This window comes from uncultured Succinivibrio sp., from assembly GCF_902756765.1.
Taxonomy (GTDB): Bacteria; Pseudomonadota; Gammaproteobacteria; order Enterobacterales; family Succinivibrionaceae; genus Succinivibrio.
The window spans coordinates 1-10,457 of sequence record NZ_CACVSS010000069.1; the positions used below are offsets into that span (position 1 = coordinate 1).

Genomic DNA, 10,457 nt, shown 5'->3' on the forward strand with positions numbered 1-10,457 from the left:
TGAACTTTATCAGGGATTATATGATTGAAAGCTTTAAGGAAGGTCTATCTTCAAATGCAGAACTAACAGGATTCTGCTCTGAAAACGGGATTTCTCTAAACGCCTTTAAGGCCCTACTTTCACAGCAGGATTACAAAGCAGAACTATCCAAGAATTATGCCCAAAGCTTAGACTTCAACGCAACAATTACGGGTAAACTCAAGGAATACGCATCAGCCAATCTTGATACTCTGCGCAAGTTAAGCGGTATTGAAGTTCAAGACTCCCTGATATCCGCTACTTACAGCGTAGGAAATTATACAGATGCCATTTTACAGGAACTGTCTTCAGATAATCCAGATGGAACAAAGATTCTTGAACAGATGAAGTTAATTCAGGCAAAGTTAAAATCGCCTGAAATCAAGAACGATTCAGACTCATCAGAAGTTCTTAATACTGCTGTAAAAACTCTGTTAAATTCACTTTCTGAGGACGTAAAGCAGAAGGTTCTCTCAACGAATGGCCAGAAGATTCTTCTTACTCTGGGGGCTGAGATGAATAATATCTGCCAGAAAGATACCTCTCTCAATGCTGATTTAAAAGGAGAGTTATCCAGCCTTGCTGAGGTTACCTTATCCTTCTGCAAAGAGATGACTGCCGGTTTATCTGAGGACAAACGTGTTGATCCTGCCTCAATAAAAGTTGGTCAAATCAATAATGAGGTAAAAAACAATGCACTGCAAGAGGGAAAGTTAATTCCACGTCAAGCTACAGACGCTGAAATCTTCATTGCGCATCAGGCTGTTATGAAAAATCCTCAGTATGATATGACTCAAAAAGATCTTATTCTCAAAGTCATGAAAGCCACCAGGTGTGCAGATATCGCAGTTGTCACCACAATAATGCATGCAAGTGGCTCTGCATCTATCGATTCATATATTAAAACATTCAAAAACAATTCCTCGCAGGACAAACCTAATATGGTAACCGACCTGAGTAACCTGGCTAAATTTATGCTGAATGCCACAATGGCTGCAGAAGGGTATAACAAAGATGAAGTTATCAGTTTTGTTTTTGATGCAATTATCGGACTATGTACTCCTGAACAAAGAAAGAATATTTTCGACTGTCTGCAATCTTCATCAGCAAAAATGATGTTTGAAATTTTCAATACCCTAGACAAGAAAGAAAAAGAGAATCGCAAACTGACTTATGCCGGAAGTCTTGAAGCAAGAAAGAATGAGAATGATGGAATAAGTCTTCTGTTGAATAACATCAATAAATTATCAGATAAGCTGGCCGCTGATCTTAAGATTCAGAATCCTGGTCCGGTCTTTAATCCAAATGTTGTGCGTCATGCTTATGATCTTACCTACCAAAATCTGCTCGACGGTTATTTAGGACTAGCATTTCCATATGCATTTAGAGCATTTGATCAGGCACAGCTAGGCACAAAAATTGACCTCCCTGATGAAAAAAGGGAGGCCGTAAGGAATTTTATTTTCAAACTTAAGGTTCCTGTTGAAAATCTTAGGGAGTATGTTGAAAATAAGAATCCACAAAAAAAGAAAAACGATATTACTAACCTTGGAGCTTATGATGATGTCCAGGCTTTCGTATACAAACACACAAATGAAGACGGAGAAATTGAGGATGCTGTTTGGACTCCTAAGGAGTTTATGTGCCTTGCAGGTTCTAAGGTCAAGGAAATTTCTGACTTACTAGATATAACTGGCGGTAATCCAACTGCACAGCAATTATGGACTGTGCTTCATGGCGGACAGGCTCCTGAAGGATTAACCATGGATAACCTTATTGAGAAGTTGACTCTTACTCTCCATGATGAAATTAGAGCTATAGGACAGCTGCTTGGAAGAGATGAATATGTTCCTGATTATGTTCTGCCGCTGATAATTGATCAGGGATATTCAATAGATGGCTTTATTTCTAAGTTCTCTAAGGCAGATAAGGAAGATATTGTTTTTGAATTAAAAGACCAGAAAGGAACCAAGGGATTTTTCCCTGTAGAAGCTACAGGTGGACTTACCTATGAAAATGGTTCCCAAATATTTGGTTTTGGTCTTGATTTTGAAAGAGGAATTAATTCTCAGGGTGTAACATCAGATGATCTCATCAAGATATCTGTAGAGACTACTTCTGGGGAGAAGAAGGTGTTTTCACAGAAGGAGTGTATGAATTCAGGAAATAAAGATCAGACCTCCAGGCAGCATTATATGAAGAATATGGCCGAGCAGATCAAAGCCGGACTTGGAAATATTCCAAATAAGCAACTTGGAAGTGTTGGCTGGTGTACATGTCAGGCAGTGCTGGACTTACTAAAACTACTGCCTCTGTATTACAATCGTGTATCTTGTGGCAATGAACATACCGCGTTAGATTATTCAATAAAAAAGCTGGATAACGGTAATGTTCAGGTTAACATCAAGGAAAAGCCTGGTACAGCTTTCTTCACCTTCAATATGGTGCTTGAGGTATCTCCTGATGGAATAGTTAACTGCAAAGATGGCAGAATAACCTTTGCCTCTCAGGAAAAAATCAGTAATTACCTGAAGGAGCATCCTGGTACTGTTATCTAGACAATATTCTTATATTTTCTATCCTGGCCTGAAAAGGCCAGATAGCTATTCCTCTTTCCTGTTTTTGTCTGGAAAAATGAGGAATATGACGACTGCATTTAAGAGCTCCGACTATAGCACGGAGCTTTTTTTTGAAAAAAGGAATAAAAAAAAAACGTAACTTTTAAAAATACTTCGCAGAGATTGTGTCGCCCCGAAATGACAACAGTTTGGTGATCCTCAAAATATGTAAGACGCTCCCCACCAGTCCAACTTACTAAAGATGACATGGAATGTAGACTATTGAAGAAAGCAATTTCATTTGTAAGAGGATCAGACCAATCTGAAGAATACAATATATATCACATTTATAAACATTGTTTTAAAAATGTAGCTTCATAAATTAAATAATACACTATACTTAGTTATGAATTGCGGAAGCCTTATTTTATAAGTCGTTTTAACAGTTTAGGTCAGTTACATTTAAGTGAACTTAGGGAGTTTTTAATGAGTGGACCTTTTTTCTCTCATTCTGATGTTGAAGAAAACAATGAGACTGAAATTCAAACTCTTTTGCCTGATTTAGCAAATATAACCATCGTTTATCTCAAGGAGATTTTTAATGTCGCTCCTGGTGGTAAAAGCTGGGATGAAATTGAAAATGAGCTAGCAAAAGGAAAGGTGCTTAAGGATATTTATAATCTAACTGATGATTATATTGATGCCTCATATCAAGCGACAAAAGAGAAACTCGAAGAACATGACTTTGATGGGGCTAAAGAGCTTTTATTAAATCTTTGTCTTGTCAATCCAGGTGAACCAAAATATTGGGGTGGACTTGGAAAGTGCTTTGAAGGTTTAAATCAATATGAGGAAGCGGTTGAATGTTACAAAATGCTTACACTTGTAACCAAAGGAGCAGAACCGCTTCCATTCTTATGTATAGGTTTTTGTTATCTTAAACTCAACGATAAGATAAATGCTTTAGAGATTCTAGAAGAAGGAAAGAACATCTGTGATCCTTATGATCTTGAGCAGAGAACTATGCAAGAACAGTTCGATAATTTAATTTCAATTTGTAATCAATAAGTTTTTTATGGAGACTGCCAAATGTCAGATTTAATAAAAATAAATACAAATGATGGCGATATTCCTAAAATCAATGATATTGGGAAACTCGGTAGTAGTGTTCTCCTTGATGAGAAAAGCAATTCCTTACAAGAAATGCTAACCACTCAGGAAAATTTTGAAAAATTACATACAGATAGAAACCCATCAAGTACTATCAGTAAAGTTTTAAATTCAATTGGAAAAGGAATATTGAGTGCTGTAGGGGCTGTTGCCTATTCTACTACAGGTATTTTAACCAAGGTTGCAAATTCTATCGGTAATTCTTTTATAGGTCGTTTATTTAGTCATTCAGGGCACAGAAGTAATGCTGAGGCTTTTATTCAAGGTCAGAAAGCAAATAATGCAGCTGCACCTAAGGATAATACTGAAATTAATCAATTTGGGAAGACTAATAATAATATTTTTGAAATGCTTAAAGCTCATTCAGGTTTCGAAAGTATTCATCCTGAGGTGAAAGCTGATGCAAAAAATGAAGCCGATGCGGATTTTGATGGAATTGAAAAAGCAGATGATAACGAACTGACAGACACTAAAGAGATTTTCAGCAAGGATTTTGCTAAGAACGAAAACGTAGGCAAAAACGAAAATCCAGTTGACTCTAACATTAAAAATATTACTAAGCATAATGATGGTGACAATGATGTTAGTGACTTAAAATCATTGAATGGCGGTGCCTCCAATGAAAAAGAAGTTATCCTGAAAAAAGAAGAGAATAATGTCCAGTCAGATAAAAATATAAAAAATGGTGAAGGTAATTATCAGAAAGAAGAGAATCCTCCTAAGGTAAAGACTGATGCTGATAAGATGTCTGATGTAGCAGAGCGCCTTTCTAAAGTTTTTAATATGAAGGGTAACCCGCTATTAACTAAACTAAATAATGCAGTACAAGACTCAAAACAGGCCTTAAAAGATTTGTTGAATAATATTCATGATATTAATGCTCATCCAAATCCTGGAATAGTAAAATATGATGCTAACTGTTTTAGAGATGTAGCAATTAATTTTGTAGAGATATTCAAGGATTCTTATACCTCAGACGGTGATCATAGTGAAACAAATCCTGGAATTCATTCACCTCTTGAACTGGCAGAAGATGTTTATATTCTTAGAGGTGGTCTAAATTTATTAATTAAGAAACTTGAATCAGAAGCTAAAAATACAAATCCAGGGAGCGAGGAAAGGGTACATGCAGAACAACTTCTAAAAGATTTGACTGATCCTGAATCCATTAAGGGGTTATTATCAATGATCAATGATGAGATTGATTATTTGAAACAGGATCAAGAATCATGGATAGCTGGAGGTCAAAAAGAAATAGACGGAAATAGTGCATTTGTCGTGAAAAACTTCTTTTATTATTCAATTAACCAGTTAAACATTTTAAAGTTAGCACTGGAAACAGATGTAGATGTTTTAAAAATGAAGTAAAAGAAAAAGTTCTATATACTGCGGAAAATGAGTTTTTTCCGATAAACGGAGGTTATCTAAAAAACTTCTAGTGAATATCTTCTAATTAATCAAAAAAGGGCGTTTTCTCTTAAGATAAAAACCAACAATACTTAAGAAGGACACGCCCTTGTGTATTGTGGCTGATTTGTTATCTGAAAACAAGACAGGATCAAAAAACGCCCCGAAGGGCGCTTTATTTAACTTAAGCTAGAAACTAACCTAAGTATTAAGATTTTATACAGAAGCTATAAGCTTATGCATTTAAAGCAGCTTTAGCCTGCTCAGCAATAGCCTGGAAAGCAGCTTTGTCATTGATTGCAAGATCTGAAAGAACCTTACGATCAATTTCAATGTTAGCCTTCTTTAAGCCATTGATTAACTGGCTGTAGCTTAGATCGTGCTGACGAGCAGCAGCATTGATACGAACGATCCAAAGAGCACGGAACTGGCGCTTCTTCTGACGACGATCGCGATATGCATACTGACCAGCCTTGGTTACAGCCTGAACAGCAACACGGTAAGTACGGCTTCTTGCACCGTAATAACCCTTAGCAGCCTTTAAAACCTTCTTGTGACGAGCATGTGCGGTAACACCACGTTTTACTCTAGCCATTTGTCAAATCCTCCAACTTATGCGTATGGTAACTGACGTGCAATTGCGCGTAGGTTACAAGTCTTTACACAAACCATGTCGCGTAGCTGACGCTTACGCTTTGAGGTTTTCTTAGTTAGGATATGACGTAAGTTCTGGTGACGGCACTTGTAGTGACCACTACCAGTCTTCTTGAAGCGCTTTGCAACGCCTCTATCGGTCTTCATCTTGACCTTGACTTTTCCAGCCATTGTATACTCCGCATTATTGCATATATATAAACACGATACAGGAGCCTATTACTAGGACTTTGTAACCCTGTAACTATTTCTTTTTAGGGGCTAAAACCATAGTAGCCTGTCTGCCTTCAACTCGTGATGCAGACTCTACACTAGCAATGCCTCTGTCTTCGCATAGATCTTTCTCTACACGTTTGAGAACATCTAAACCTAAGGACTGATGAGCCATTTCGCGACCGCGATAGAGCAGAGTTACCTTAGCCTTATTGCCCTCTTCTAGGAAGCGAATTAGGTTGCGTAGTTTAACCTGATAATCCGCTTCATCTGTTCCAGGACGGAATTTAATTTCCTTAACCTGAACAACCTTTTGTTTCTTACTCTTCTGATCTTTACTCTTCTGATAAAGATACTTGCCATACTCGATGAGTTTGCACACAGGAGGTTCAGCATTAGGACTAATCTCAACAAGATCAATACCCTTTTCCTGAGCCATCTTCAATGCATCGGCTGTAGGCATAACACCTAACAGCTCATTGTCAGCATCTAAAACACGCACTTCACGACATCTAATGTCACTGTTAATCCGGTTCTTCTGTAAAGTCTTACCGGTTTTTCTGTTGTTGTTTATAGCAAGTACTCCTAAATAAGTTTAAGACCATGACTAAGAAACGAATTTCTTAATCAGCTTGAGCAGCTTTTCTAGATTTTTCAATCTCTACATCTGCATCAGGCATATTTTTGCGCTGTATGATATCTGATTTTACAAGATTGATCAAGTCCTCTATTGACATAGAACCTAAATCTGCACCTTTTCTGGTACGTACAGCAACTTTCCCCTGCTCTGCTTCTCTTGCACCGCAGACTACAAGGTAAGGAACATGCATTAGGGTATGTTCACGGATCTTAAAGCCAATCTTATCATTACGTAAATCAGACTTAGCTCTTAAACCAGCCTCATCCAGCTTTCTTACAACCTCTTTTGCGTAATCAGCCTGATCATCTGTAATTGACATTACAACAGCCTGACATGGGGATAGCCAGGTTGGGAATGAACCAGCGTATTCCTCTGTTAGAATACCGATGAAACGCTCTAGAGAACCAAGCATAGCTCTGTGAATCATAACAGGTACGTGTTCCTGATTATCCTCACCGATATATGCAGCTCCTAGTCTTGCTGGCAAAGAGAAATCAAGCTGAACAGTACCGCACTGCCATGCTCTGTCTAGAGAATCATGCAGAGTGAACTCAATCTTAGGGCCATAGAATGCACCTTCACCAGGCTGTAATTCATACTCAAGGTGATTTGCTTCCAATGCCTTAATCAGATCGTTTTCTGCGCGATCCCAGATCTCATCAGAACCGATACGTTTCTCTGGACGAGTTGACAGCTTAATATCAACATTGTGGAAATTAAATACATCATATACTTCGTATACCATACGAATACAGTCTGAAACTACATCAAGAATCTGACTGTCTGTACAGAATATATGAGCATCATCCTGTTCAAAACCTCTTACACGCAGTAGACCATGTAAAGATCCTGAAGGCTCATTACGGTGATCCTTACCAAACTCAGCCATTCTGATTGGAAGATCACGATAAGAACGTGTACGTGAATTAAAGATCTGAATTGCACCTGGGCAGTTCATTGGCTTAATTGCGTAATCTCTGTTCTCTGACTTGGTGGTAAACATGTTCTCTGCATATTTATCCCAGTGACCAGAACGCTCCCACAGAACACGATCCATAATCTGTGGGGTATTAACTTCAATGTACTGATACTTATGCAGCATCTCTCTCATGAAGTTTTCAACAATACGGTAGATAGTCCAGCCATCATTGTGCCAGAATACCAAACCAGGAGCTTCCTGCTGGAAGTGGAACAGATCAAGTTTCTTGCCTAATACACGATGGTCACGCTTTGCAGCCTCTTCACGTCGCTGAATGTATAGCTTTAATTCATCTTTTGAAGCAAATGCACAGCCGTAGATACGCTGCAGCATCTTGTTCTTGGAATCACCACGCCAGTAAGCACCTGCAAAGTGTGTTAACTTGAAGTGCTGACAGAATCCCATGTGAGGAACATGAGGACCACGGCACATATCAATATATTCATTGTGATGATATAAACCAATAGACTTATCTGACTTGTCTATATTCTCTTCAAGAATCAGTTTCTTATATGGCTCATTACGAGACTCAAAGGTATCATAGGCTTTCTGCCAGTCTACAACTTCCTTGATAACCTGATAATCTGTCTTTGCAAGCTCGTGCATTCTTGCATCTAAAGCTTCAAGATCCTCAGCAGTCAGCTTATGGTCAATATCAACATCATAGTAGAAACCGTTGTCAATAACAGGACCAATTGCCATCTGAGTGTTAGGCCACAGCTGTTTGATGGCGTGACCTAAAAGGTGTGCGCATGAATGACGAATGATTTCAATACCCTCTTTATCCTTTGGAGTAATAATTGAAACAGTAGCGTCATTTTCAATTAAATCACATGCATCATGTAACTCACCGTCAATCTTTCCTGCAACACAGTTACGTGCTAAACCAGGGCCGATACTTGATGCTAATTCGTAAATTGAGATTGGCTTATCAAACTCTTTGATATCGCCGTTAGGAAGTGTAATTTTTGGCATTTTCTAAACCTCGATGCATACCCTGCATCTCTAGGCTCCATATAATTAAAGAAAGAAATTGTCCCCTATGACTATCCTTGCACCACTCGACAAGGCCTTGCATAGAGCAACGAACAGTGAGAGATTATACTCTTATTTTCGATTTATATCGCATTTAAAAAATATTATTAACGAACTACTTGATTAGTTTGAATTTATTGCTATAATGTGAACACTTTTTGCGTCGTTAGCTCAGCTTGGTTAGAGCATCACCTTGACATGGTGGGGGTCGGTGGTTCGAGTCCACTACGACGCACCATCTAAGAAGGCAACCTGTTGGTTGCTTTTTTTATTCCATTTCAACTTATCTCCTTTCAATTACCATAATAAACAACAGATTTTTCAGTAGTACCCGTAACATGCCGATATAAAACAATTGTCGAATTCGTCAATTTCCTTTTATCGGACACTTACGACTACACATCAAATACAGCGAAAGGCCGTTCTATTAGATGGACAAAACATACATGGAGTCACAGAATGACTCAAAAATGAATAAGGAAATAAGAAAAAGCCATTTGATGAGTTCTTTAAAGCTTTGTCCTTGATGGGGATTCAGAGGATGAATGTGAATATACAATAGAATATTCATAGTGAATTAACGTCCTCTAAAAATATAATTTCATCAAGAAAATTTAGAGGACACCGTAACTCTTAATCAGATAAGTACTATTTAATGGTAACTGCTGGAACAGTTTTAAACTCCCCCATTTTGGTTTTATATTTGAGTGTGCCTATTCTCTTGGCACATTTGCCTTTTGGAATTTTTACATTTTCATTATCATAATGAGGAGTTGGATGTTCTTCGAGATTTACAAGAAGAACAGTTGTATCCATCATAAGTCCCCTATTATCTTTTTCTTGGAAATCTGCTAAAGCATATTCAGGAGATAAAACCTGAAATATCCTCAGATCTTTTTTTGTCACACAAGTTTCTTCCGTTCCTTCAGACAGTTTGGTGATACTATAATTTTCTTCCTCTTCTCTATGCTCTCGCTGATCTAATGCCTGATAAATCAGAAACATTAGAAACATTCCACTTATAAAAATGATTACTTCTTTCATAAAGGACTCTCTTCTTGCAGATTTTAGCAATAGTCGATAACAAAACTATGCTCTCTTATTTCACTTGTTATCAGTACTTATAAGTTTCTTGCCAAGTGCACAAGAAAGTCTTTCTCCTAATCTCTCTTTTAATATAGTTGATAATTCATCTACGAACCATTCCGGTCTTTCAATATGATCTGACAATAGTAATAAACATAACGACGTTGCATTAGATTTAGGGACTTTTTTTTCATTTATCAGTCTATATCCTAATTTTCTTTCTACATCTATAATTGCTGCGGCAAAATCAGAATACTTTCCTCCGATTAGCTCCATAGCGGAAAATATATGATTTGAAAGTTTTTTCATATTAATTTTTGCCAGATTATTATCATTTTTCCACTGTGTTGGATTATTACTAGTAAAAAATGGATCTATAGAATCTCTTGCAGTTTCAACATCTTTATCGAGAGCCTTTGGGTCATCAATGAACGATTCAATACTGAATCTGTTTAATCTTTCTAATGCGCTTTTATAATCTTCATCAGTCCATCCAGAAGGTAATTCTATAATTCTGTCCAACCTTTCTCTAATCTGAAGTGGAGGGGTAGAAATTGAGTCTCTATACATTGTTAATTGCCAATTTTTAAAAATTTCATTTGCAAATTTTTTTAAATCTTCCTTTTTTCTAAAACGTTCTTGTTTTTCACTATTTGATAAAGCCATAATTCTCTCCATATAAACTAGAATTTAATTA

The 10,457-nt window shown here is 37.3% G+C and carries 9 protein-coding genes and 1 tRNA gene; 4 read left to right on the plus strand and 6 right to left on the minus strand.

Annotated elements, in window-relative coordinates; genetic code table 11:
* From QZU45_RS09140 to QZU45_RS09150, 3 genes are all read left to right on the plus strand, one after another.
* The coding region (locus QZU45_RS09140; protein ID WP_295354441.1) for a hypothetical protein at window positions 1-2,576 on the plus strand (2,576 nt) is incomplete at its 5' end.
* A gap of 486 nt (window positions 2,577-3,062) precedes the next feature.
* Window positions 3,063-3,644 carry a hypothetical protein gene (locus QZU45_RS09145; protein WP_295354444.1) on the plus strand — a complete coding sequence of 194 codons (582 nt, stop codon included), beginning with the start codon at window positions 3,063-3,065 and terminating at the stop codon, window positions 3,642-3,644.
* A 21-nt stretch (window positions 3,645-3,665) separates the two neighbouring features.
* The gene (locus QZU45_RS09150) at window positions 3,666-5,114 is read left to right on the plus strand and encodes a hypothetical protein (protein ID WP_295354447.1); all 1,449 of its coding nucleotides are present in this window, start codon (window positions 3,666-3,668) and stop codon (window positions 5,112-5,114) included.
* Between the two features lie 274 nt (window positions 5,115-5,388).
* Here QZU45_RS09150 and rplT read toward each other — a convergent pair whose 3' ends face one another.
* From rplT to thrS, 4 genes are all read right to left on the minus strand, one after another.
* Window positions 5,389-5,748 carry a 50S ribosomal protein L20 gene (rplT, locus tag QZU45_RS09155; protein WP_074837842.1) on the minus strand — a complete coding sequence of 120 codons (360 nt, stop codon included), beginning with the start codon at window positions 5,746-5,748 and terminating at the stop codon, window positions 5,389-5,391.
* A gap of 17 nt (window positions 5,749-5,765) precedes the next feature.
* Window positions 5,766-5,978 (minus strand): 50S ribosomal protein L35, encoded by a 213-nt coding sequence (gene rpmI / locus QZU45_RS09160; protein ID WP_295354450.1) that lies wholly within the window; start codon window positions 5,976-5,978, stop codon window positions 5,766-5,768.
* Window positions 5,979-6,051: 73 nt separating this feature from the next.
* Entirely contained in the window at window positions 6,052-6,549 is a 498-nt protein-coding gene (infC, locus tag QZU45_RS09165; RefSeq protein WP_366925490.1) for a translation initiation factor IF-3, read from the minus strand.
* Between the two features lie 94 nt (window positions 6,550-6,643).
* Complete coding sequence (thrS, locus tag QZU45_RS09170) at window positions 6,644-8,614, minus strand: threonine--tRNA ligase (protein ID WP_295354453.1); 1,971 nt, start codon at window positions 8,612-8,614, stop codon at window positions 6,644-6,646.
* Window positions 8,615-8,834: 220 nt separating this feature from the next.
* On the opposite strand from thrS, the gene QZU45_RS09175 reads away from it, so the two are divergent.
* Window positions 8,835-8,912 (plus strand) — tRNA-Val (locus QZU45_RS09175).
* Between the two features lie 410 nt (window positions 8,913-9,322).
* On the opposite strand, the gene QZU45_RS09180 is transcribed toward QZU45_RS09175, so the two are convergent.
* Both QZU45_RS09180 and QZU45_RS09185 read right to left on the minus strand, forming a co-directional pair.
* Window positions 9,323-9,718, minus strand: a complete 396-nt coding sequence (locus QZU45_RS09180) for a hypothetical protein (RefSeq protein ID WP_295354456.1) — start codon at window positions 9,716-9,718, stop codon at window positions 9,323-9,325.
* A 60-nt stretch (window positions 9,719-9,778) separates the two neighbouring features.
* Window positions 9,779-10,426, minus strand: coding sequence for a hypothetical protein (locus QZU45_RS09185; protein WP_295354458.1), 648 nt, complete (start codon window positions 10,424-10,426; stop codon window positions 9,779-9,781).
* Window positions 10,427-10,457 lie beyond the last annotated feature (31 nt).

Excerpts from the sequence above, each read along its gene's own strand:
- QZU45_RS09145 (WP_295354444.1), top strand. The coding sequence starts at position 3,063 with ATGAGTGGACCTTTTTTCTCTCATTCTGATGTTGAAGAAAACAATGAG.
- QZU45_RS09150 (WP_295354447.1), top strand. The coding sequence starts at position 3,666 with ATGTCAGATTTAATAAAAATAAATACAAATGATGGCGATATTCCTAAA.
- rplT (WP_074837842.1), bottom strand. The coding sequence starts at position 5,748 with ATGGCTAGAGTAAAACGTGGTGTTACCGCACATGCTCGTCACAAGAAG.
- rpmI (WP_295354450.1), bottom strand. The coding sequence starts at position 5,978 with ATGGCTGGAAAAGTCAAGGTCAAGATGAAGACCGATAGAGGCGTTGCA.
- thrS (WP_295354453.1), bottom strand. The coding sequence starts at position 8,614 with ATGCCAAAAATTACACTTCCTAACGGCGATATCAAAGAGTTTGATAAG.
- QZU45_RS09180 (WP_295354456.1), bottom strand. The coding sequence starts at position 9,718 with ATGAAAGAAGTAATCATTTTTATAAGTGGAATGTTTCTAATGTTTCTG.
- QZU45_RS09185 (WP_295354458.1), bottom strand. The coding sequence starts at position 10,426 with ATGGCTTTATCAAATAGTGAAAAACAAGAACGTTTTAGAAAAAAGGAA.